The sequence below is a fragment of the Luteolibacter flavescens genome, assembly GCF_025950085.1.
Classification (GTDB): domain Bacteria; phylum Verrucomicrobiota; class Verrucomicrobiia; order Verrucomicrobiales; family Akkermansiaceae; genus Haloferula; species Haloferula flavescens.
In genome coordinates this window covers 169,308-190,516 of sequence record NZ_JAPDDS010000003.1, presented here as the reverse complement: position 1 = coordinate 190,516, position 21,209 = coordinate 169,308, and the positions used below count along the sequence as shown (strand labels likewise).

The 21,209-nt window shown below is 63.2% G+C and carries 17 protein-coding genes; 8 read left to right on the top strand and 9 right to left on the bottom strand.

What is annotated here, in order from left to right:
- Positions 1 to 21: 21 nt before the first annotated feature.
- The 8 genes from kdpB to OKA04_RS06560 form a co-directional block, all read right to left on the bottom strand.
- On the bottom strand, positions 22 to 2,046 hold the full coding sequence (gene kdpB, locus OKA04_RS06590) for a potassium-transporting ATPase subunit KdpB (RefSeq protein WP_264500351.1): 2,025 nt from the start codon (positions 2,044 to 2,046) through the stop codon (positions 22 to 24).
- 18 nt (positions 2,047 to 2,064) lie between these two features.
- Positions 2,065 to 3,852 carry a potassium-transporting ATPase subunit KdpA gene (gene kdpA / locus OKA04_RS06585; RefSeq protein WP_264500350.1) on the bottom strand — a complete coding sequence of 596 codons (1,788 nt, stop codon included), beginning with the start codon at positions 3,850 to 3,852 and terminating at the stop codon, positions 2,065 to 2,067.
- A 12-nt stretch (positions 3,853 to 3,864) separates the two neighbouring features.
- Positions 3,865 to 3,948 (bottom strand): K(+)-transporting ATPase subunit F, encoded by an 84-nt coding sequence (gene kdpF, locus OKA04_RS24620; RefSeq protein WP_343226874.1) that lies wholly within the window; start codon positions 3,946 to 3,948, stop codon positions 3,865 to 3,867.
- Positions 3,949 to 4,156: 208 nt separating this feature from the next.
- Positions 4,157 to 4,606 carry a hypothetical protein gene (locus tag OKA04_RS06580; protein ID WP_264500349.1) on the bottom strand — a complete coding sequence of 150 codons (450 nt, stop codon included), beginning with the start codon at positions 4,604 to 4,606 and terminating at the stop codon, positions 4,157 to 4,159.
- Positions 4,607 to 4,697: 91 nt separating this feature from the next.
- A complete protein-coding gene (locus tag OKA04_RS06575; protein ID WP_264500348.1) occupies positions 4,698 to 6,758 on the bottom strand; it encodes a sodium-translocating pyrophosphatase in 2,061 nt (686 codons plus the stop codon).
- A 176-nt stretch (positions 6,759 to 6,934) separates the two neighbouring features.
- On the bottom strand, positions 6,935 to 9,361 hold the full coding sequence (locus OKA04_RS06570) for a tetratricopeptide repeat protein (protein WP_264500347.1): 2,427 nt from the start codon (positions 9,359 to 9,361) through the stop codon (positions 6,935 to 6,937).
- Positions 9,362 to 9,397: 36 nt separating this feature from the next.
- Positions 9,398 to 9,814, bottom strand: coding sequence for an ExbD/TolR family protein (locus OKA04_RS06565; RefSeq protein WP_264500346.1), 417 nt, complete (start codon positions 9,812 to 9,814; stop codon positions 9,398 to 9,400).
- A gap of 18 nt (positions 9,815 to 9,832) precedes the next feature.
- On the bottom strand, positions 9,833 to 10,690 hold the full coding sequence (locus tag OKA04_RS06560; RefSeq protein WP_264500345.1) for a MotA/TolQ/ExbB proton channel family protein: 858 nt from the start codon (positions 10,688 to 10,690) through the stop codon (positions 9,833 to 9,835).
- A 98-nt stretch (positions 10,691 to 10,788) separates the two neighbouring features.
- On the opposite strand from OKA04_RS06560, the gene OKA04_RS06555 reads away from it, so the two are divergent.
- Complete coding sequence (locus tag OKA04_RS06555; protein WP_264500344.1) at positions 10,789 to 12,336, top strand: excinuclease ABC subunit UvrC; 1,548 nt, start codon at positions 10,789 to 10,791, stop codon at positions 12,334 to 12,336.
- Positions 12,337 to 13,167: 831 nt separating this feature from the next.
- A complete protein-coding gene (locus OKA04_RS06550; protein WP_264500343.1) occupies positions 13,168 to 13,722 on the top strand; it encodes a hypothetical protein in 555 nt (184 codons plus the stop codon).
- 422 nt (positions 13,723 to 14,144) lie between these two features.
- Here OKA04_RS06550 and OKA04_RS06545 read toward each other — a convergent pair whose 3' ends face one another.
- On the bottom strand, positions 14,145 to 14,939 hold the full coding sequence (locus tag OKA04_RS06545) for a helix-turn-helix transcriptional regulator (RefSeq protein WP_264500342.1): 795 nt from the start codon (positions 14,937 to 14,939) through the stop codon (positions 14,145 to 14,147).
- Between the two features lie 67 nt (positions 14,940 to 15,006).
- Here OKA04_RS06545 and OKA04_RS06540 point away from each other — a divergent pair, with 67 nt between their 5' ends.
- The 6 genes from OKA04_RS06540 (at position 15,007) to OKA04_RS06515 (ending at position 21,191) form a co-directional block, all read left to right on the top strand.
- Positions 15,007 to 15,300, top strand: coding sequence for a hypothetical protein (locus tag OKA04_RS06540; protein ID WP_264500341.1), 294 nt, complete (start codon positions 15,007 to 15,009; stop codon positions 15,298 to 15,300).
- The gene (locus tag OKA04_RS06535) at positions 15,300 to 15,587 is read left to right on the top strand and encodes a type II toxin-antitoxin system RelE family toxin (protein WP_264500340.1); all 288 of its coding nucleotides are present in this window, start codon (positions 15,300 to 15,302) and stop codon (positions 15,585 to 15,587) included. Before OKA04_RS06540 ends, OKA04_RS06535 begins: the two co-directional genes overlap by 1 nt.
- Positions 15,588 to 15,672: 85 nt before the next feature.
- Complete coding sequence (locus tag OKA04_RS06530) at positions 15,673 to 16,224, top strand: nucleotide exchange factor GrpE (protein WP_264500339.1); 552 nt, start codon at positions 15,673 to 15,675, stop codon at positions 16,222 to 16,224.
- Positions 16,225 to 16,226: 2 nt separating this feature from the next.
- Positions 16,227 to 17,366, top strand: a complete 1,140-nt coding sequence (gene dnaJ / locus OKA04_RS06525; protein ID WP_264500338.1) for a molecular chaperone DnaJ — start codon at positions 16,227 to 16,229, stop codon at positions 17,364 to 17,366.
- Between the two features lie 9 nt (positions 17,367 to 17,375).
- Complete coding sequence (locus tag OKA04_RS06520; protein WP_264500337.1) at positions 17,376 to 18,095, top strand: 16S rRNA (uracil(1498)-N(3))-methyltransferase; 720 nt, start codon at positions 17,376 to 17,378, stop codon at positions 18,093 to 18,095.
- A 135-nt stretch (positions 18,096 to 18,230) separates the two neighbouring features.
- The gene (locus tag OKA04_RS06515; RefSeq protein ID WP_264500336.1) at positions 18,231 to 21,191 is read left to right on the top strand and encodes a thrombospondin type 3 repeat-containing protein; all 2,961 of its coding nucleotides are present in this window, start codon (positions 18,231 to 18,233) and stop codon (positions 21,189 to 21,191) included.
- The last annotated feature ends 18 nt before the right edge of the window (positions 21,192 to 21,209 follow it).

The following is a 21,209-nucleotide window of genomic DNA, read 5'->3' as shown; positions in this document are numbered from 1 at the left end:
GGCAGGATGCCGCGGCCACGGTCAGACGAGGTGGAGGCTGGAGACGATGATATCGACCGCCTTGATGCCTGCGAATGGCAGCACCAGGCCGCCGAGGCCGTAGACGAGCAGGTTGCGGCGCAGCACGGCCATCGCTCCCAGTGGCTTGTAGGCCACGCCCTTCAGGGCGAGCGGGATCAGCGCGATGATGATGAGCGCATTGAAGATCACGGCGCTGAGGATGGCGCTCTGTGGTGATGCGAGCTTCATCACGTTGAGCGGGGCGATCGCCGGGAAAGTGACCATCAGCATCGCGGGGATGATCGCGAAGTATTTCGCGACGTCGTTGGCGATGGAGAAGGTGGTCAGCGATCCGCGGGTCATCAGGAGCTGCTTTCCGATCTCGACGATCTCGATGAGCTTCGTCGGGTTGCTGTCGAGGTCCACCATGTTGCCGGCCTCGCGGGCGGCCTGGGTGCCGGTGTTCATAGCCACGCCGACGTCGGCCTGGGCAAGTGCGGGGGCGTCGTTTGTGCCGTCACCGGTCATCGCGACCAGGTGACCTGCATCCTGCTCGGCGCGGATGCGCTTGAGCTTGTCCTCGGGTGTCGCCTGCGCCATGAAGTCATCCACGCCCGCCTCCGCGGCGATGGCAGCGGCGGTCATCGGATTGTCACCGGTGATCATCACGGTGCGGATGCCCATCTTGCGGAGCTGGGCGAAGCGCTCCTTGATGCCACCCTTCACGACGTCCTTCAGCTCGACCACGCCGAGCACCTTGCGGCCGTCGGCAACCACCAGTGGCGTGCGTCCGGCGCGGGCAGCAGCTTCCACGGCATTCGACACGTCCACGGGGAAGTGACCTCCTTGCTCTTCCACCCAGCGCTTCACCGACTCGGCGGCACCCTTGCGGATGCAGCGTCCGTCGAAGTCCACGCCGCTCATGCGCGTCTGCGCGGTGAAGGGCACGAACTGTGCGTGAGGCTGCTGGAGTTCGCGGCCGCGGAGGTTGAACTGCTCCTTCGCGAGCACCACGATGCTGCGGCCTTCCGGGGTCTCGTCAGCCAGCGAGGAAAGCTGGGCTGCATCGGCGAGCTCCTGCTCCGTCACGCCCGGTGCGGGCAGGAAAGCGGAGGCCATGCGGTTGCCGATGGTGATGGTGCCGGTCTTGTCGAGCAGCAGCACGTCGATGTCGCCGGCGGCTTCCACGGCACGGCCGCTGGTAGCGATCACGTTGCGGCGGATCATGCGGTCGATGCCGCTGATGCCGATGGCGCTCAGCAGACCACCGATGGTGGTGGGGATGAGGCAGACCAGCAGCGCGACCAGCACGGGCGTGGTGAATTCCATGCCTGCATAGATGCCGAAGGGCTTCAGCGTGATACAGACGAGCAGGAAGATCAGCGTCATCGCCGAGAGCAGGATCGTCAGCGCGATCTCGTTCGGCGTCTTCTGGCGCTTGGCTCCTTCCACCATCGAGATCATGCGGTCGAGGAAGGTATTGCCTTTCTCCGAGGTGATCTGGATGACGATGCGGTCGCTGATGACGCGGGTGCCGCCGGTGACGGCGCTGCGGTCGCCACCGCTCTCGCGGATGACCGGAGCGGACTCGCCGGTGATGGCTGCCTCATCGACGCTGGCGATGCCCTCGATCACCTCTCCATCGGCAGGGATCACATCACCGGTCTCGCACACGACGCGGTCGCCCTTTTCAAGCAAGGGAGCAGCGATGACCTCCTCGCGGCCATCGCGGGTGAGGCGGCGCGCCATCGTATCCTTGCGCGCCTTGCGCAGGCTGTCGGCTTGGGCCTTGCCGCGGCCCTCCGCCACCGCTTCCGCGAAGTTCGCGAAGAGCACGGTGAACCACAGCCAGATCGCGAGCTGGACGATGAAGCCGTGGTCGGTCTTGGTGGTGAAGATCGAGACGGTGGTGAGCACCGCGGCGATCTCGGTGACGAACATCACCGGGTTTTTCACCATCAGGCGCGGGTCGAGTTTCTTGAAGGATTCCCCCACGGCAGGCATCAGGATCGCCTTGTCAAAGAGAGATTGGACTTTGGTGGACATGGTCTGAGGGATGAAATGTTAGAAGAGGTTGCCGCCGTGCATCAGGAAGTGCTCGACGATGGGGCCGAGCGCGAGGGCGGGCAGGAAGTTCAGCGCGCCGATGAGCAGGACGGTGCCGATGAGCAGGATGGTGAAGGTGCCGCCGGAGACCGGGAAGGTGCCCGGGCCGGGAGGTGAGACCTTCTTCTTCACGAGCGATCCGGCGAGCGCGAGGATCGGCACGATCATCAGGAAGCGGCCGACCAGCATGGCGATGCCGAGGGTCACGTTGTAGTGCGGATCGCCGCTGGAAGGGTTCGCCGTGAGACCGCCGAAGGCACTGCCGTTGTTCGCGGTGGCCGAGCTGTAGGCGTAGAGGATTTCGGTGAAGCCGTGCGGGCCCGCATTGTTGAGACCCGCGAGTCCCCAGCCGGAGACGGAAGCCCAGGCGGTGAAGCCGAGGATGGTCAGCGTGAGCACCAGCAGTGCGAGCATGGCCATCTTCACCTCGAAGGCATTGATCTTCTTGCCGAGATACTCGGGCGTGCGTCCGACCATCAGGCCGGCGATGAAGACGGCGAGCACCACGAAGACGATCATGCCGTAGAGACCGGCCCCCACGCCGCCGATGACGACTTCACCCAGCTCCATCATGAAGAGGGGAATGAGGCCGCCGATCGCCGTGAAGGAGTCGTGCATCGCATTCACCGCACCGCAGGAAGCGGAGGTGGTGACGACCGCGAAGAGCGAGGAATTGAAGATGCCGAAGCGGACTTCCTTGCCTTCGAAGTTTCCGTCAGCCGCTGCCACGCCAAGCGCGTGGTGGATGGGATTGCCCGCGGCCTCCGCCCACCAGCAGGCGAGGGTGCCGCAGGTGAAGAGCACCATCATGGCCGCCCAGACGGACCAGCCGTGTGCCTGATTGCCGGTGGACTTGCCGAGATACCAGGTGAGGCCGCTGCCGATCGCGAAGATCGAGAGCATCTGGATGAAGTTCGCGAATGGCGTCGGATTCTCGTAGGGGTGCGCGGCGTTCACATTCACGAAGCCGCCGCCGTTGGTGCCGAGCATCTTGATCGCGGCCTGCGAGGCCATCGGGCCCTGCGCGATCGTCTGGGTGTTCACGACGGATGACTCGGTCACCGTTTCACCGGCATCGTTGGTGGATTCCACCTGCACGGTCTGAGGCTCCAGCATCTGGGCGGTGTCGTAGCTCTTGAAATTCTGGATCATGCCCTGCGATACGAGGAAGACCGCGAAGGCGACACAGATCGGCAGCAGCAGGTAGTAGGTGCAGCGCACCAGATCGACCCAGAAGTTCCCCAGCGCGTTCGTCGTGTGGCGTGCGATGCCGCGCACGAGTGCGGCGGCGATGCCGATGCCCGTGGCGGCGGAGACGAAGTTGTGGAAGGTGAGCCCCACCATCTGGGAGAAGTAGGACATGGTGGATTCGCCGCCATAGCTCTGCCAGTTCGTGTTCGTGGTGAAACTGACCGCCGTGTTGAAGGCGAGCGCGGGGGAGAGCGCGGGCAGGCCCTGCGGATTCATCGGCAGGATGTGCTGGAGGCGCAGAATCGCGTAGGTGAAGACGATGCCGACCAGACTGAAAAGCAGCATGGCGAGCGTGTAGCCTTTCCAATCCTGTTCCTCCCCAGACTTCACGCCCATGAGGCGGTAGGTGAGTCGCTCCACGGGTCGGAGCGCGGGGTCGAGACAGGTCTTCCCGTCGGGATCGAGGACCTGGCAGAGGTATCGGCCCATGGGCTTGGTGATCGCCGCGAGGATGCCGAGGAAGAGGGCGAACTGGAGCCAGTCGTTTGCGTGCATGATGACCGGGTGTTAGAATTTTTCCGGCCGGATCATGGCCGTGAAGAGATAGGCGAGCAGGGCGATGGCGATGACGCCGGTGACGATGGTTTCCATGGGATCAGAGGCGTTCGCAGAAGTTCGCGTAGAGGAAGGCCAGGGCGAAGAAGCCCCCGGCCATGCCGAGGTAGATGGCGTCGTTCATACGCAGCCATGATCCCACGGATCCCAGATCCGGGGAGTCAAAGTCCCGGCGGGAGGCATCAAGAAAGTATCAAGGCCGCACGCGGGCCCTGATTCGCCTGTCATTCATCCGGCCCGCGAATCAGCGGCCGAACTGATCGCGCCTGCGCTCCACGGCGGAGCGTTTCATCAGGTCGTACGGCGTCCCGCAGTACATGCAGCGGAAGCGGGTGAGAAAAAGCAGGCTGAGCACCGCGGTGGTGCCGTAATTGAGCGGCGGAATCCGCAACGCCTTCGCGTGCTTGGACGCTCCGGTGTCGAGCAGCGACGAGCCCTTGCAGAGCGGGCAGCGGGCCGTGCGCCTGCGGAGGAAGGAGGCCAGCCAGCTCACCGCGACAGCGATGGCCGAGGCGATCAGAGGCCGCACCATCGTCATGGGGTGCGGGTGCAGCAGCATGATCGCCCCGCAGGTGAGGAAAGCGATGAGGCAAAGGTAATGCACCAGCGCAAAAAGCATGGCGACCCGGAACGGCCGCTTGTCATGGATCGAGCGGGAGCGGGAGACGGATTCGGCGGAGGATCGGCTGGGCATGCAGGGGGCGACTCGGCAAGCAGACCGGACCAGCGGGGGCTCGGCAAGCAGGGATGAGCAGATCCGGTGCCCTGATTTCGTCTTTAGCGTGTCAGCGGAAAAGAATCGGGATAAGGAGGATCGCGAGGATATTCACCACCTTGATCATCGGATTCACCGCCGGGCCTGCGGTATCCTTGTAGGGATCGCCCACGGTGTCACCCGTTACGCTGGCCGCGTGGGCGGGCGAGCCCTTGCCGCCGTGGTTGCCGTCTTCCACGAATTTCTTCGCATTGTCCCACGCCCCGCCGGAGGAAGTCATCGCGATGCCGATGAAGAGCCCGGTGACAATGGTTCCCACCAGCACCCCGCCGAGGAGATACAGCCCGTGCTCCGGGATCAATGCGACACCCACCACGAAGATCAGCGGCAGCAGCGCGGGCATGATCATCTGGCGCAGCGCGGCCTTTGTGACAATATCCACGCACTGCCGGTAGTCGGGTGTTTCCTGGCCAGTGAGAATTCCCGGGAAGGCTTCGATCTGTCGGCGGACCTCCCGCACCACGGCCCCCGCCGCACTGCCCACTGCGTCCATCGCGTAGGCGGTGAAGGAGTAGGGGAGCAGGCCGCCGATGAAGAGCCCGATCATAACGCGCGGGTCCATCAGGTCGAAGACGAAGTTTTGGTGCAGGTGAGCTTTCAACTCCTCGACGTAGGAGCCGAAGAGCACCATCGCGGCGAGTCCCGCGGAGGCGATGGCGTAGCCCTTGGTCACGGCCTTCATCGTGTTGCCGACGGCATCGAGTTCGTCGGTGATCTTGCGGACGGATGGGTCGAGCCCGCTCATCACGGCGATGCCTCCGGCATTGTCCGTGATGGGGCCGAAGGCATCGAGCGAGATGATGATGCCGGACAGGCTGAGCATGCTGACCACGGCGATCGCGATGCCGTAGAGCCCTGCCTCCGAGTAGCACATCCAGATGGAGCCCGCGATGCACAGCACCGGCAGCACGGTGGCGTGGTGGCCGGTGCTGATCCCCGCGATGATATTCGTCGCGTGCCCCGTATTGCATGCCTCGGCGATCCTCCGGACGGGGCGATGCGCGGTGGAGGTGAAGTAGTTCGTGATGACCACCGCGGCGAAAGTCATGGCGATGCCGATCAGCACGCAATTGAAGAGCTCGGAAGCACCGACCAGCTTGCCGGAGAAATCGATGGCCTGCGGGAACATCGAGCTCGTGACCGGCTTGAGGAGCGCTGCGGAAACCACCCCGCTGATGACCACGCCGCCCACGAGCGCGCGGGTGGGGGAGAGGCGCGTGAAATTGACGAAGCCGATGCCCAGCAGGGCCCCGATGATCGAGACGCCACAGATGACGAAGGGATAGATGAGAACCTCCCTCGCATCGGCACCGGCGGTCAGGAATCCCACCAGCACGGCACCGATCAAACTCACGGCGTAGGTTTCGAAAACGTCTGCCGCCATGCCCGCGCAGTCGCCGACATTGTCACCGACGTTGTCCGCGATGGTGGCCGGATTCCGCGGGTCATCCTCCTGGAGATTCTGCTCGATCTTTCCCACGAGATCCGCGCCGACGTCCGCGGCTTTCGTATAGATCCCTCCGCCGAGGCGGGCGAAGACACTGATGAGCGAGCTGCCCAGGGCCAGGCCTACGAGCGAGTTGATCGCCACCCTCGTATCTCCGCTGTATTCCTCCACCGCCCGGAAGAAAAAGCCCACCGAGAGCAGCCCCAGCGCCACCACCAGCAGGCCGGTCACGGCTCCGCCATTGAAGGCCACACGCAGCGCGGAATGCGGGCTGACCGAGGCCGCCTGTGCCGTGCGGACATTGGCGCGGACCGCGATCATCATGCCGATGTATCCGGCGGCCAGCGAGCACACCGCCCCGAGCACGAATCCGGCGGCAGTGGGCCAGTCGCGAAGGAAGCCGATGGCGAAGAACAGGATCGTCGCGATGATGGAAACGGTGACGAGCTGCCGGTGCAGGTAGGCCTTGGCGCCCGCTTGCACCGCCCCGGCGATCTCCGTCATGCGGTCGTTCCCCGCATCGCTGGAATTCACCATCCGTATCAGGTGAATGGCCCCGGCCAATCCGACGGCACCGAGGGTTAGGGAGGTGGCGATGCCGTAGTCAGTTAGAAAGCGCTGCATGGGAGATGTACGCGTATGGGTTCAACTAGTAACTTGGATCATCCCCTCTAACTGACAAGCTTGAAACGGTCCGTGGCGTCGCTGCCGCGGATTTTCCCGCGCGGCCTCAGAACGCGAAAGGGCCCGCCGGGAAAGTGGCGGGCCTTCGGATTCTTCGTGGTTGTTGCCGGGGCGGCTTAGGCGCTCGCGGGCTTCCAGTCGGGATACTTCCGCTCGCGTTCGGCGCGGTATTTGTCCGCATCGACATTGTCGCCCTTCTTCTTGAGCGCCTGCTCCAGCTTCCAGAGCACCTCGGGCTTCAGCAGGCGGTCCTCATCGGCGAGGAAGACCACCACGGCGACGTATTCGTTCACCGCTTCCGAGGGGCTGTTCTTCTTCATGAGGATGTCCCCCTTGGTGATGCGGATGCCGGCATTGACGCGTCCCTGCGGGCGCATCACCTGGCATTCCTCCGCCACCTTCAGGGCCTCGTCGAGGCGGTTCAGGGCGAGCAGGGCATTGGCCTTGTCGAGGAGGCCGTCGGTCTTCCAGCCCTCGTTCTCTTCGAGTTCCAGTGCGTTGTTGATCGCGGGCAGGGCGGCTTCCGCCTTGCCGGCGGCGAGCAATGCCTTGCCGTAGTTGCGCCAGACTTCCTTCGGCGTGGCGCGCGGGTTCTCCGCGTCGGACACCAGCGAGTAGAAGCGCGCGGCCTGGTCGAAGCGATTCGAGCTGAATGCCTGCATGGCTGCCCATGAGATCAGTTGGTCCGGCAGCGAGGCGACGTTGCTTTCCTCGATCGCGCGGTCCACCTCGGTGCAGACGGCGTCGGGATTCTGCAGCGTCCAGTTCGCCAGCGCGAGCAGGGTGCCCGCGTTCTTGCCGTAAATCTTTGCGTCCAGTTTGCGGGCCGCCTCCGCCGGGGCGATGGCGTCCTTCACCTTGTTGGTCTTCACCAAGCCCCACGCCAGCCAGTAGTTCGCCTTCGCCTTGCGGGCCTCGGTGGATCTCGGGAAAGCCTCGAGGAAGGCCCGGTAGCGGGTGATCATCTCCTCCAGCTTGTTCTCCTGCTTGCAGATGTCCGCGGACTCCAGCATGGCCAGCGCGCGGAATTCCGGCTCGGTCTCCTGCCCGCGCAGCTTGTCGTAATCCGCGAGCGCCTTGGTCGGCTCACCCGAATCACGGTAGGCACCGGCGCGCTGGAGGCGTGCCGAGGCCGAGCGCTTGTCGTCCGGGTAGTTGTCGATGAATTCGCTGAGCGAGCGGATGGCACCCTGCGGATCCTCTGAGAGAAGCTGGCAGCTCGCCCGGTTGAAAAGGTAGCCCTTGCGGTTCTCCTTCGAGAGCAGGCTGGCCTCGATCTCATTGTAAACCTTCGCCGCCTCGTCCGGCTTCTTGTCGCTCATCAGCGTCTCCGCCTTCATGAGCAGCGCCGTGTGGATCTTCGGGTCGCGCGGGCGGTTCTTCCGATAGAGCTGGAGGAAGGCGTCCACCTGCTCCGGCACGTGGCGGCCCTCGATGCGGTAGAAGCAGAGCAGCCGCAGGTAGTTCGCCTCGAAGGCGAAGCTGTTGTTCGGCAGCATCATTTTCTCCACCTCGCGGAAAAGCTCCAGCGCCTCCACGTTCTTCTCCATCTGCATGTAGGAGCGTGCGGCGATCATCAGCCGCAGCGCCTCCTGCTCGCCCTGCGCCTTCTCGGCGCTCTGGCGGAAGATCTGGACGACCTCCGAATACTGCTTCCGGTCAAACCGCGTCTTCATCATCGCGATCTGGGCATCCGGGCGATACTCCTCGAATCCCGCGGTATTCAGCACCAGCTTGAGGTATTTGTCGGAAAGCTCGGCATTTCCCTGCTTCGCGGCGATCGCGCCGGCCTCGATCGCGGCAGGCCCGCGCAGGTCGGGCGTGCTGCGGGACATCACGACCTTGTCGAGCAGCGGCAGCGCTTCATCCAGCTTCTCCGCGCGGGAAAGCAGGCGGCCGAGGTAGAGCTGGCTCTTCTCGAGGAAGGCGTTCGGCTTGTCCGCGTCGTCGATGACCTTGCGATAGTAGTCCATCGCATCGCGCGTGCGACCGTGGAGCTCGTAGGAAAATCCCGCGTGGAAGAGCGCGCGCTGGCGCTCGGGGGCCGTCTGGGCCGAGGCGGCCATCCGCTCGAAAAGCGGGGCGGCCAGAGCATACTGGCGGTTGTTGAAATGATCCACCGCCAGCATGAAGGCGGCCGCCGAGGCGTATTTGCCCTTCGGGTTGTTACGCAGCAGGTTGTTGTAGCAGCGCTTCGCGTCGTCCACCCGGCCGCTCTTGTAGTAGCTGTCGCCCAGATACCAGAGCGCGGCTTCGGAGTTCGGGTGGTTCGGGAATTGGTTCAGGTATCGCGAAAAGACGTCGATGGCCCGCTCGAAGCCCGCGATCCGCTGGTCCAGATCGTTGATCTGCTTGGCCGCCTCGTAGAGATTCCGCCCGTGCTGGTAGAAGTCCTGGCCGGGATCGGCGCGCAGGGCTGGGTCCACCGGCTCCGCACGGGGAGGAGGCTCCTGGGCTAGCACGGTGCCTGAGGCGAGCAGGCAGAGGACGGTTCGGATGGTCACCACGGCGCGGAGCATCGCGCTCTTTACGTCCTTTGCCAAGGCGGGGTTTTCACCCGGAAATCGCCGCTGTCACCGTTACTGCTCGGATCTCCGCTGGGTGGCGAAGGAGATGTTCCAGATGCCGGCCTTCTGGCAGGTGTCGATGACCTCCACGATGGTCTGGTAGGTGGCATTCGCGTCGCCCCGCAGCCGGATGGGCTGGTTTTTGTGGAGGGCGGCGATGGCCGAGAGCTTCTCGCGGAGCTGCACCTGGGTCATCGTCTGGCCTTCCACGGTCACCTCGCCGGAGGCCTGGACGTTCACGATGATCTCGCCGAGCGCCCGCTTCGGGTCCGCACCCTCCTGGGCGCTGGGGACGGAGACCTTCATGTCATATTCCGACCGCTGGAACTCGAAGCTCACCAGGAAGAAGATCAGCAACTGGAAGACGACATCCAGCATCGGCGCGAGCTGCAGCTCGGCCGGGGCCATCTTGTGATTGCGGAATTTCATCGGCGCGCGGGAGTCGGGTCAGATGCCGTGGAGGTCCGGGCGGTCATCGTGCAGCGGCGATTGCGCGGGCATCGCGTATTCCTCGCGCGGCGCGCGCAGGGAAGGGTGTCCGTGGCCATGGCCGCCCGAGGAGGTATTGTGCCGGTCCACCTGGGCGCGCAGGATGGCCATGAGGTGGGTGGCCGCGCCTTCCAGATCGGAAATGAGCTTCTGCACCTTTCCGCGGAAGTAGGCGTAGAAAACGAGCGCTGGCAGGGCGATGCCGAGGCCGGCCGCCGTGGCGATGAGCGCCTCCGAGACACCGCCCGCGAAGGCGATCTGCCGCGCACCCTGGAAGCCGCCATCCGAGACCTGGATGAAGGACTTGATCATCCCGATGACCGTGCCGAGCAGGCCGACCATGGGGGCAATGGCACCGATGTCCGCGAGGTAGGACACCCGCGTGGTGAGCATGCTGGCCTGCCGCGAGCCCTCCGCCTCCGCCACGTCGCGGACTTCGGAGAAGAGCGCGCCGCTGTTCCGCGTCATGAATTCCAGCGCCCGCTCCGTGATCTGGGAGATGCACTCGTTCCGCCGCTTGCAGTAGCTGATGAGGCCGAGGAAGTCATTCCGGCGGATCAGCGCCTCAGCCTGGTTCATGAAGCGGTCGCTCACCACGGCATTCCGCCGCAGGATCATCAGGTAGAGCAGGATGAGCACCACGGTCAGCACCGAGAGCACGGCCAGCGCGGGCATCATGGCGCCGCCCGCCTTGAAGATCTCCATGAAATCCATCTGCTGTTGCTGCTGAGGAGCGGCGGGCGCCTCCTGCGCCCATGCCGGTGAGGCGGCCATGGCAAGCAGGATTGCCGGGAGAATCTTCGTGTGCCGGATCATGAAAGTTTGTGGAGCTTAACGGGCTACCCCCGGGACGCAAGCACGGCGGCCCGGATTGGCGGTTGCGGAATTCGCGGGACGGTTGTCCATTTCGGGGAGTGGCAGCCGCGGGATTGAAGGAAAAATTACGGGAGGTTCCCCACCAGCCGGGCGTGTACCTGATGAAGGACCGCCTCGGCTCGATCATCTACGTCGGGAAGGCGCGCGATCTACGGAAGCGGATGTCCTCATATTTCCTCGCGTCGCGGAAAACCCGCGCCGACCTGAAGACCCGCGCGCTGATCGACACCATCGCGGACTTCGAATTCCACACCGTCCGCAACGAGGCCGAGTCGCTGCTGCTGGAAGGAAAGCTGATCAAGGACTACCGCCCGCGCTACAATGTCGCCTTCCGAGACGACAAGCGCTTCCTGCTGGTGAAGATCCAGCCGTCCGAGCCGTGGCCGCGCTTCGTGCTGACGCGGATGAAGAAGGACGACGGGGCGCGGTACTTCGGCCCCTTCGCCCATTCGGGGGCGCTGCGGGCGACGATTTCCTGGCTGAACCGGAAATTCGGCCTGCGCGCCTGCCGCCCGCTCAATCCCGGGGAGAACGACTACAAGCACTGCAACGCCGACATCATCCGGAACTGCTCCGCGCCCTGCATCCTGCGGATCACCCGGGACGCCTACCTCGCCCGCATCGACGACGCCTGCCAGGTGCTGGAGGGCAGGGGCCGCCGCGAGATCTTCTCGGATCTGGAGGCAGACATGGTGAAGGCCGCCGAGCGCCTCGACTTCGAGAAGGCGGCGCTGCTCCGCGACGTGGTGGACAATCTCAGGAAGACGCTGAATCCGACCCGGCAATTCACCCGGGGGCGCGGCGTGCCGACGACCGTGAAGCCGACGGAGGACCTGGCCGATCTCGGCGAGGCGCTGGGCCTGCAGGGGCCGCCGCGGGTGATGGAGTGCTTCGACATTTCGAACGTCTCGTCGAATCACATCGTGGCCTCGATGGTCCGCTTCACCGAGGGCAAGCCGGACAACCAGAACTACCGCCGCTACCGCATCCGCACGGTGCAGGGGCAGGATGACTTCGCGTCGATGGCCGAGGTCATCCGCCGCCGCTACTCGCGCATCCTCGGCGAGAATTTCTCGGCGAATCCCGACCTCGCCGAGTCGCAGGAGGACCCGGTGGAAATCCAGCGCCGGCTGGCGAAGGAAGGCCGGGCAAAGATCGTCCTGCCCGACCTAGTCATCGTGGACGGCGGCAAGGGCCAGCTCTCCTCGGCCACCCGTGAGCTGCAGCAGCTCGGGCTGCATGATCTGCCCATCATCGGCCTCGCCAAGCAGCGCGAGGAAGTCTTCTTCCCCGGCGAGAGCGACCCGCTGCTGATCCCGCACGACCGCGGCGCGCTGAAGCTCCTCCAGCGCATCCGCGACGAGGCCCACCGCTTCGCCAACGGCTACAATGCCCTGCTCTACCGCCGCCGGATGAAGGAAAGCCTGCTCGACGACTGCCCCGCCGTCTCGCCGAAGAAGAAGCAGGCGCTGCTGCATAAATTCGGCAGCGTTGACCGCATCCGCAAAGCCAGCATCAAGGACATCGCCGCCATCCCCGGCATCTCCGAAAAGACAGCCGGGGCGATCCTGGAGTGGCTGGGGTGAGCGAATTTGGGCTGCCGATAGCCGCACCGTTTTGACTTCGATCGCGAAGGTGCCGTCGCAGTGATTTCTATATTCAAAGAACGCTTCGTCAGAGGAGCCGAATCGATGGTCAATAGGAAAGACTGCTCAATGATATATACCCATTTTTCGAGCTGGGCTTGATCATCGATCGAAATCAAGTGGTTCCGACGAAGCATCCCATTTGGCTCGAAAGCCCAGCATCGCGTGAGGTGCAAGATTCTAGAATTCGTTCATCATTTACATGGTTGATCGTTTTAGCGGAGCGAAGGTCGCCTGATATCGTCATCAAGCATTGAATGACCTCATGGAAATTTTCTTCGACAAGCTTCAGGCGGCAGGAGCGCAACATTCCGAGGAATCCGCTCTGTCACTTCGGGTCTTCGATGTCGCTAGATCGGCCACCATGAAGCAGCGGTGTTTTTTCGCGTCGGGCAGTATCACCATCTGGAAGGGTCCTGCTTAGAAGAGCCCGTGAACGGAACTTTCCGAAAATCCATCGGGTAAAACGATGGCTTTCTCGTCAAGCGTGCACTTCAGAAGCGGAGTTGTGGGCGAAGTTCAGGTCAGTTCGGCGTTAGCGGAATAGGCTGGGTGGTGGACAAGAAGCGGGTTCACTTGGGCAAGAAGCAGGGATGCGCGGATCTTTCGTAGAGCAGTAAACATGAAAGGGCGGCGATGCTTTTCGAGCAAAGGAGGAACCCATAAAAAGGGAATGTAATTTGGACGATTTTTTGTATTCGAAGGGTTCAGGGTGAGGTGGTATCAAGTTCGTGTCTTAAGAATAATAAATTAAACGCCATCCTCCCGAACATGGAAAATTACAATGGCTTCTCACTTTGGCCCTCAAATCGGCTTCAATTTGCCAGCTTCCTTATCATGCTTGCTCTTTGCTTGGGTGGGCTGGTCTATTATGTTGGGTATGCCCCTGATAATCATCGCCGAGCGATTTCCACGCTTGTGGCTACTCCTGATGGGAAAGAAAACCTTTACACGGAAAATAGCTACAATCTGGGTTTCTGGACGCCCGATCAATTTACTCAAGAGGATATGTTGAGTTCTGTTGATCCCCAGTATGAATGGCAGAGAGGGGGTTCAGATTCTAAGAATATCGAATTTGAGGAATTTTTGTTGAAACGTTGTGGTGATCATATGTTCGGGTGGAGGCGGCATGGAATCGTCGGAGTGGGGGGGAGTAGGGTGAAAAAGCGAGGCCAGTGGTGGACCGTGACACTGCATGACTCGATCACTCCAGAAGAATTTGCAGAGAAGTATCGTGCTTTCTGGAATCCAGGCTCAAAAGTTTACTTTGAGGTGCTAGGTAGGCCGCGTCGCTTCGAGCCGTTTAATAAGTCTAGCGAGAAATGACTAGGCTCATGGACGTGAGCGTCGCGAAGGGCCGAATATAGTGAAATTTGTTAATTAAACGCAAATTTTTGAGTTTTTCGCTTTGGCGAAAAACATGAAGAGACATCCGGATGCGGCTTACGCAAAAAGCAGCGAGACCGCTCGCAATGCTCTTCAATTCCCGTCGGCGTGCCATTCAGTAAGACGTGGCTAGCCGCGAACGCATCTTTCTGCACTCGGATAATCGGCGTCTTATCCGATGAGATGCGACCTCACAACAAAGGGGAAATCGAGCGACCGGGCCTGTCGGGCGGGAAAGCCAGCTTGTCATGAGCGAGGCAAGGGGAAGGAAGGTTGCCAGACAGGCCCGGTTCGCCTTGGAATATTGCAGTAGGAGGATGTTTCCTACTAGTACCCAAATGCGGGGTGTCGGTCCGTCCCGGTCAGCGGTCGCCGCCGTCGCCCTTGGTCATCCGGCTGACCAGTTCCGCTTGGGAATGGACGCTGAAGTGGCGGAAGATGACCTTCGAGTAGCCGTGGACGGTATTGACGCTCAGGCCGAGGTGGTCGGCGATACGCTTCCGGCCCCAGCCTTCGCAGAGCAGGTTCATCACGGTGCGGTGGCGCGGGTAGAGCCGGGCGATCTCCCGGGTCGGCTCGTCCGGGAAAGACTGGAAATGCAGCCACGCCACCTCGCTGAGGATGATGTGGGCGATCCGTGCCTCCCGTTCATCGAAATGTGCCTCGCCGAAGCGGCGATAGACCGCGACCCCGGAGATCCCGCCGCCGTCCATGGGCCGCTGGGAGATCAGCAGCGAGCCGATGTCCGCTTTTGCCCAGAATTTCCCGGCCTCGGAGCTTTCCAACCGCATGAATGGGTCGAGCTGCCGCTGGGTCCGGGTCAGGTGGGTGCCGCGTTCCTTCAGCTCGATGGAGGACGGGCGGGTGATTTCCTCCATTTCCGGGTGATTCATCGCTTCAATGTAGCGGGCGAAGCGTTCCTCGCCCCAGCCGCCATGCTCGAAGCCGATGAAGGACGGCGGCTTGTCCGGGTCGAATTCCGCCATGCACCAGGCCCAGCTCGAGGCATTCACCAGCCCGCATAGGCCGTCCATCAGCAGCCGGCGCTTTTCAGGGAAGCCACCCGACGCCGCGATCACTTCTCCGAGCAGGCGGACGATGTCGCGCACGTCTTGTTCGGTCAGCGGTGAATCGGAAATCCGGCAGTCGGAAGGCATGGGACGCCCCGACTCTCCGCGGAAAACCCGCCCCGGCCAAGCGAGAAGGTGTGACTATTCGGGGCGCATGATTTCAAACCCGCGCCTGCACCTTCTGGCTCGCAATCACCCGATGAGAGGCTATCCTCACGATGTGACGGCGGAAGCCATTTTACAGAAAAGCGTCAGATACGACCGGAACGGGAAGCCGCTCGAAGTGGTGATTCCCTACGAGGATTTCATCGATTTCGTTGAGACCTACGGACTCGATCTGACGTCGGAAGAAAAGGACGCCATCGAGGGCTCCCGTCGCGATCTCGCGGAGAAGAGGAACGACAATTTCGTCGGACTTGATGAGGCCAAGCGGCAACTCGGCCTCTGATGCACAGGATCGAGCTGACTCGCAGTGCCGTCCGTTCGTTGCGACGGATTCCCCAAGATCGCGTGCGCCAGATTTTCGGTGCGTTCGAGGAACTCGCGGCTTTGCCTGATCCCACGTCCCACCAGCACGTGAAGGCGATGAAAGGTGACTGGGCTGGGAGTTGGCGGATGAGGATTGGTTCGTATCGCGCGATCTTTGCCATCGCTCCTGATCCGGAATTGGCCCCAGGAGCAGGGTTTCTGCTGATCCTGATCCAAGCGGTCGGGCCGCGTGGAGACATCTATTGATCTGGCGAGAAGACGGTTTCGACAGGACTCCCGGGCAGAAGCAACCGTTGACGATCCGCCCGGGGAGTGGCAGGAAGCGGCGCATATGATTCCCGAGGACGAAAAGGATACGGCTGCCGGCGTGGAGGATGAACTCCCCGATGGCACCCCCGCCGACACCGACCCCTACTCCGAGCTGGAGGCGGACGTGCTCAAGTGGAAGGAGCTGGCAGTCCGCACGGCTGCAGATCTGGACAATTTCCGCAAGCGCTCCGCCCGCGAACGCGAGGAGGCGATGCGCTATGCCAACCAGGGCCTGCTCGAGGACCTGATGCCCGTCATCGACAACTTCGAGATGGGCATGATGGCCGCCGCCCAGGACAAGAGCTCGATGATCTACATCGGCATGGACATGGTCCGCCGCCAATTGAATGACTTCCTGTCTGCCCAGGGCGTCACGGAGATCCCGGCAGAGGGCAAGGTCTTCGATCCGAATGTCCACGAGGCGATCTCGCAGGAAGACTGCGCCGCCGAGCAGGACGGCAAGGTGCTGCGCGTGAACCGCCGCGGCTTCATGCTGCGCGACCGCCTGCTGCGCCCCGCCGTGGTGGTGGTGGGCAAGGTGGCATCCCCGGAAACCGACGGAGAGGAAGGCTGAAGATGGCGTCAAAACGCGATTACTACGAAATCCTCGGCGTCTCCCGCGACGCGAGTGCGGAGGAAATCAAGAAGGCCTACCGCAAGCTCGCGGTGAAATTCCACCCGGACAAGAACCCGGGGGACCACGAGGCCGAGGAGAAATTCAAGGAGCTCGGCGAGGCCTATGAGGCCCTGAGCGACGCGGACAAGCGCGCTGCCTACGATCGCTTCGGCCATGCCGCCTTCGGTGGTGGCGGCGGGGGCGGGGGAGGCGGCGGTGGCTTCCACGATCCCATGGACCTGTTCTCGCAGGTCTTCGGCAGCGCTTTCGGTGGCGGCTTCGAGGAGTTCTTCGGCGGCGGTCGTCGCCAGCGTTCCGGCAAGCAGCGCGGCAGCGACCTGCGGTACGATCTGGAGATCACGCTGGAGGAAGCGGCCCGCGGCGCGGAGAAGGAGCTCGAGATCGAGCACTACGGCGCGTGCGGCACCTGCCACGCCAGCGGCTCGAAGAGCGGCGGCGGCACGAAGGCCTGCACCACCTGCGGCGGACGCGGCGTCGTTGCCCGCCAGGCCGGCATTTTCATCCAGCAGACCACCTGTCCCGAGTGCCGCGGCGCCGGGGAATCGGTGGCCGATCCCTGTGGCAATTGCGGTGGCGATGGCCGCACGCACAAGACCAGCCGCATCAAGATCCGCATCCCGGCCGGGGTGGAGGATGGCACGCGCCTGCGCTCCACGGGCAATGGTGACTCGGGCGTCCGCGGCGGCGCGGCGGGTGATCTCTACGTCTTCCTCCATGTGAAGGCGCACGATGTTTTCGAGCGGGAAGGGAATGACCTCTTCTGCGAGGTGCCAATGCCCTTCAGCACTGCAGCCCTCAGCGGCGAGTTGGAAGTGCCCACGCTCGATGGCAAGGCCTCCATCCGCATCCCTGCCGGTACGCAGGGTGGCACGCTCTTCCGTCTCCGCGAGCGCGGCATGCCCGCCCTCTCCGGGGGCAAGAAGGGCGACCTCCACGTCCGCGTGCAGGTCGAGGTGCCAACGAAGCTGAGTGGCGAGCAGCAGGAAAAGCTCCGCGCCTTCTCCGAGTCGATCGGCCAGCACAATTCGCCGATGCAGGAGGGCTTCTTCCAGAAGGCCCGCCGCTTCTTCGATCTCTGACCTCCCGGCATGGCGCGCTTCTTCCTCCCACCGGAATGCTGGGGCGGTGCTCCCGCCCTCACCGGCGACGAGGCAAAGCACGCCGCGCAGGTCATGCGCCTGCGCCGCGGCGACCGTATCACGGTCTTCGACGGCGCGGGGCACTCCGCCTCCGCGGAGATCCAGGACGTCTCGAAAAGCGAGGTCCGCCTCGCTCTCGGCGAGACCGTCGAGCGTCCCCCGTTGCGGCCGCGCATCCACCTAGCGCAGGCCGTGCCGAAGGGGAAGACGATGGACCTCATCGTCCAGAAGGCGGTGGAACTCGGCGTCCATTCCATCCAGCCGCTCATTACCCGCCGCACCGTGGTGCAGGTGGATGCGGACGATGCCGACCGCAAGTCCTCCAAGTGGCAGCGCGTTGCCTTGGAGGCGTGCAAGCAATGCGGGCAGGACCTGCTGCCGGTGGTGGAACCGGCCCGCAGCTTTGCCGAGTGGCTGCCGCAGTCCGGCGGCGGGCTGCGGGTGATCGCGTCCCTTTTCCCGGGTGCTCGTCCGCTGCGCGAGGTGCTGCGGTCGGTCGAGTCCCCGGAGGACGTGATCCTCCTTGTCGGGCCGGAAGGGGACTTCACCCCGGAAGAGGGAAAATCGGCGATAGAGGGGGGATTTCAGCCCGCCAGCCTCGGCGAGATTATCTTGCGGGCCGAAACTGCGGCTTTTTTTGGGATATCGGCGATCCGATATGAATATTGAAGGTGTAGATTTACGTAAGTAGATATTTTTTAGAAATTAACAATTGATTGTTAGTTTCTTCTAAATATAGGTCGCCGCGTGCTGTCCCAAACGACCAGATTCATCTGGCCGCTCCCTGTCGTGTCTGCGTGCTGCATGGCAGCTACGTTGGCCGCTGCGAGTGCGGTCCCCACCCGAGGGTTCGAGGTTGACACCTCGGACCGCAACAGCGTTGTCGCGCATTTCCAGTCCGTCTACCGCGCCTCCGAAGGCTACCGGGACCGGATGGAATGGACCGGCAACTTCACTTCCACCGCCGCAGGCGCGGAAGGAACGGTCTCGCCGACTTTCGTCGGCGATGTGGAGCGTCGGGTGAACTACTTCCGCGCGCTCTGCGGCGTCCCGGCCAACGTGCGGGTGAACTCGGGCTCCACCGTGAATATCCAGGCGGCGGATGCCCACAAGCCCGATGCCTCGACGACGAAAGCCGCTGCCGCCCAGCGCTCGGCATTGATGATCGTGCGGAACTACCCGAGCACCTCGGGCATGAATCACAATCCGGCCCAGAGCAATGTCGCCTGGACCGCCGCCGCTTGGAATGCCAACAGGAACGGGAATCTCGCCTTGGGATACTTCGGTCCCGGCGCGGTCGACTCCTACGTGAAGGAAGACGTTTCCGGCGTGTCGAACTGGAACGTGGACGTGGGTCACCGCCGCTGGCTGATGAGTCACTGGTCCACGGACTTCGCCACGGGTGATACCCCCGGACGTTTCAGCGGAAACTCCGTTCTCCCGCCGACGAATGCGCTCTACGTGGTGCCAAAGGTCTCCGAGGTGGACTTCAGCGTGGCTCCGCTTTTCCACGCCTTCCCCGCCGCGGGCTATTTCCCGGCGAGGCACAATACCCCCTACTGGTCGCTATCGCACTCCGAGGCGGACTTCTCCTCCGCCACCGTGACGATGAGCGATTCATCCATGACAGCGGTGCCGGTGACCGTGGTCTCCAGGCGCGAGGGAAGCGGTGACAATTCGCTCGTGTGGCAGGTGCCGGCCTCAGTTTCGGCTCCGTCATTCCCGGCGGATACCACCTTCCATGTGACGGTTTCTAATATCAAAGGTGATAAGGTTCCGTCGCAATACACCTATCAGGTCACGCTCATCAATCCCAACCGGCTGAATGAATCCGGTGTTATCACCGGGGGGAATTCTCCGGTCGCGAGCGGTGCAACCTATCAGGTCGGAGGCTTGAATGGCGTTGATCAGATCGAGGCCGGGATGTTCCAGCGCAAGGCCGCTACTTGGTCCGAGGGCTCGGAAGATGGCACGACCGCGAAGATCATCTCTTCCACGAGTTCCACCTACGCCTTCAATGCGGCTGTCTCCGGATACGCGAAGAGCGGTTCGAAGGCATTCCGCCTGACCTTCCCCACGCGCTATGATCCTCTGATCAATGGCGTCCCGCGGCAGCTCTTCCGCGTGGATCGCGAGATCCTCCCGGGCAATGGTGCCACGCTGAATTTCCACTATCGCCGCGGCCTCATGACCCCGGCGTCGAAGCTTGCGGTCGAGAGCTCCACGGATGGCGGCCTCACCTGGGTGAGCCTGCTGAGCATCTCCGGCGCAGGCAGCAGCGGGGACTCTGCTTTCCAGTCGTCCTCCGTGCCACTGGCTCACGTCGGCGTGCCGACCATGGTGCGCTTCCGCTACTATCTCTCGGACTCGACGGCCGCGCTCTACGCGCATGAGGACTATCCGAGCCATCCCACGGGCATCTTCATTGATGACATCTCTGTGAGCGGATCCGATTGGCTGGAGTCATCGGGCTCGGTGAAGTCGTCCGGTCTCCAGTCCTTCACCTTCAGCTCCGCGACGGCGGGCACCACGCTCAGCTCCGGCCAGACCTGGTGGCTGCGGGCACGTGCCCATCTCGGCGGCAGGGCATTCCCGTGGGGAGCGGCGAAAGTGGTCAGCCCACGTGGCGTCCTCGAGCTGAGCGGCACAAGTGCGCCGCCCCTCAGCGGTGCGAACTACGACTTCATCCCCGATCCGCAGGCCACCTCCTACCTTCTGGAAGTGTCGGCGCCGGGTGGCGGCGTCTGGACCGAGGGCGCGGAGACTTCTCCCGTGCCGCATGTCTCCTCCCAGATTTCCACGGCTTACTCGCTCTACAGCGATCTCGCCGGCTATCGGAAAAGCGGTGCCCGCTCCTTCCGGCTCGGGATGGCCACGACGACCGATACGGAAGAGCTTTTCACCATCGAGCGGGACACGATCCCGACCTCTGCCAGCACCCTTGAATTTTGGACCCGCCGTGGTCCGATGGCGAAGACCAACCTGCTCCATGCCGAAGTCTCGACCAACGGAGGGGACACCTGGACCTCGCTCTGGAGCCTTCCAGGCACGACGAAGGCCGACTCGGCGGTGACCAAGCAGAGCGTTTCCCTGTCCGCGTATGCGGGCAAGACGGTGAAGGTCCGCTTCGCCCTCCGGAACTCCAGCGGCAGCAACCTCAAGTGGAATGCCAAGACGTCCGGTGTCTGGATCGATGACATCACCGTGACGTCGCCGTCTCCCGTGCTGTGGTCAAAGGAAACGTCCGTGTCTCCGGGTGCCACCACGGTCAGCCTGAGCGAGTTTTCCGCAGGCCATCCGCTGGTCATCGGGCAGATCCTCCATCTGCGGGTTCGCTCGATGAATGGAGCGACTGCCGGAGCGTGGGGGCCGAGCTTCGTGGTCACGCCCACCTCCAGCTCGGCAGCCCTCACCGGCTTCGCCGCCTATCAGGTCTATGAATATCCTTCGGTGACGCTTTCCTTCGAGGGCGATGCCGATGGAGACGGCATGCCGGATGGACTGGAGTACGCCTTCTCCACCGATCCCACCCAGCCGACGGTTTCCGCCGACGAAGTGACCGTGAATGCCGCGCGCTTCGAGATCTCGCGGGATCTGCCCGTGGAGCGCCCGGACGTGGACTATCGCGCCCAATGGTCGGACGATCTCAAGAACTGGTCCGAGGCCGGGGTCGAGATCCGCATCGAAGGCGGGAAGATCATCGCCAGCGCCCCGCGTGTGGGATCCTCGCGCATGATGCGCTGGCTGATCCTCGAGAAGCAGTGAACTCCGGGCGGGCCGGTG

Bases quoted from the DNA above. Each gene is read 5' to 3' on its own strand.
- kdpB (WP_264500351.1), bottom strand. From the start codon at position 2,046: ATGTCCACCAAAGTCCAATCTCTCTTTGACAAGGCGATCCTGATGCCT.
- kdpA (WP_264500350.1), bottom strand. From the start codon at position 3,852: ATGCACGCAAACGACTGGCTCCAGTTCGCCCTCTTCCTCGGCATCCTC.
- kdpF (WP_343226874.1), bottom strand. From the start codon at position 3,948: ATGGAAACCATCGTCACCGGCGTCATCGCCATCGCCCTGCTCGCCTAT.
- OKA04_RS06580 (WP_264500349.1), bottom strand. From the start codon at position 4,606: ATGCCCAGCCGATCCTCCGCCGAATCCGTCTCCCGCTCCCGCTCGATC.
- OKA04_RS06575 (WP_264500348.1), bottom strand. From the start codon at position 6,758: ATGCAGCGCTTTCTAACTGACTACGGCATCGCCACCTCCCTAACCCTC.
- OKA04_RS06565 (WP_264500346.1), bottom strand. From the start codon at position 9,814: ATGAAATTCCGCAATCACAAGATGGCCCCGGCCGAGCTGCAGCTCGCG.
- OKA04_RS06560 (WP_264500345.1), bottom strand. From the start codon at position 10,690: ATGATCCGGCACACGAAGATTCTCCCGGCAATCCTGCTTGCCATGGCC.
- OKA04_RS06550 (WP_264500343.1), top strand. From the start codon at position 13,168: ATGGAAAATTACAATGGCTTCTCACTTTGGCCCTCAAATCGGCTTCAA.
- OKA04_RS06545 (WP_264500342.1), bottom strand. From the start codon at position 14,939: ATGCCTTCCGACTGCCGGATTTCCGATTCACCGCTGACCGAACAAGAC.
- OKA04_RS06540 (WP_264500341.1), top strand. From the start codon at position 15,007: ATGATTTCAAACCCGCGCCTGCACCTTCTGGCTCGCAATCACCCGATG.
- OKA04_RS06535 (WP_264500340.1), top strand. From the start codon at position 15,300: ATGCACAGGATCGAGCTGACTCGCAGTGCCGTCCGTTCGTTGCGACGG.
- OKA04_RS06530 (WP_264500339.1), top strand. From the start codon at position 15,673: ATGATTCCCGAGGACGAAAAGGATACGGCTGCCGGCGTGGAGGATGAA.
- dnaJ (WP_264500338.1), top strand. From the start codon at position 16,227: ATGGCGTCAAAACGCGATTACTACGAAATCCTCGGCGTCTCCCGCGAC.
- OKA04_RS06520 (WP_264500337.1), top strand. From the start codon at position 17,376: ATGGCGCGCTTCTTCCTCCCACCGGAATGCTGGGGCGGTGCTCCCGCC.
- OKA04_RS06515 (WP_264500336.1), top strand. From the start codon at position 18,231: ATGGCAGCTACGTTGGCCGCTGCGAGTGCGGTCCCCACCCGAGGGTTC.